Below are 988 nucleotides of genomic sequence, written 5' to 3'. Positions count from 1 at the left end.
CGTATTCTTTCTGTTCGGTGGCATCGCGGATAGCACCGATCATCTGGGTGGGCGTTCCATCGGTGTCATAGATGATGTGGCACGTATCCTCGACGTAGGCGTACGATCCGTCAGCTCGCTGGACTCGGTATTCTTGCTGGAGCCGTTCTTGTTGTGCCTCAAATGCCTGATGGAGCTGCTTTTTCAACCCCGCCTCGTCGTCGGGGTGGGTCTGTTCTTGCCACCAGTCGAACCCGTACTCTTGATCGGCCGGGTAGCCGAATGTATTCTCAATCCCTTCCGAGAGCCTGATGTCGTTCGTCTCGACATCTCGCTCCCAAATAATGTCAGAGGCCGCTCGAACCGCCAATTCGTATCGTTCCCGTGTCTGATCGATCTCTCGTTTGAGGCGATGTTCTCGGACAGCGTTCCGAATCCGGTGTGCCAGCACATCGTACTCTTCCGTTGTGCCCCGCGAGATACAGAAATCGGAGGCATCCTCCGCAAAAGCTCGCTTTACAGCTGATGCAGATTCTTGATCCGTGAACAGAATAAATGGAAGCTCGGGATAGTTGTCTCGAATGGCGCGAAGCAGTTCCAGCCCGGAGATCTCTGGAAGGCTCTGACTACTGACGATACAGTCGATCGACTCATCATTCTCGACTCGATTGATGAGTGTCTCTGAATTAGTGAATATCGTGGTAGTGAGTGGGTCGTTTCGTCGTTCCAATGCTGTTGAGACGTCTTCGCAAATTGTCTCGTCCGGATCGATGAGAGCAACGTGTATTTTTGCTACCACTGCCGGTCACTACTAGTCATTTATTTGTCAGAGTACTAAATATTACGACATCTAATTCTCATATTCAGGAACTGGGTGACTGTAGACTTACTAAACAGCTTCAACTGAAGCGGTAGCGCGGAGTCCCCTTCCTTAAGGAGCGACCGGAGGGAGAGAGTAGGGAGGGGAGGAGCGCGTTTGTGTTGGTCGCAAACACCAATCTCTAAGTAG

The 988-nt window shown here is 51.7% G+C and carries 1 protein-coding gene; it reads right to left on the bottom strand.

Annotation, left to right across the window (positions count from 1 at the left end; translation table 11 throughout):
- Window positions 1-778, bottom strand: a 778-nt coding sequence (locus D3D02_RS18045; protein ID WP_121571316.1) for a PAS domain-containing protein, incomplete at its 3' end; no start/stop codon positions are given.
- Between the last annotated feature and the right edge of the window lie 210 nt (window positions 779-988).

This window comes from Halobellus sp. Atlit-38R, from assembly GCF_003665925.1.
Classification (GTDB): domain Archaea; phylum Halobacteriota; class Halobacteria; order Halobacteriales; family Haloferacaceae; genus Haloquadratum; species Haloquadratum inordinatus.
The sequence above is the reverse complement of the archived record's forward strand: the minus strand, read 5'-3'. Positions and strand labels throughout refer to the sequence as shown.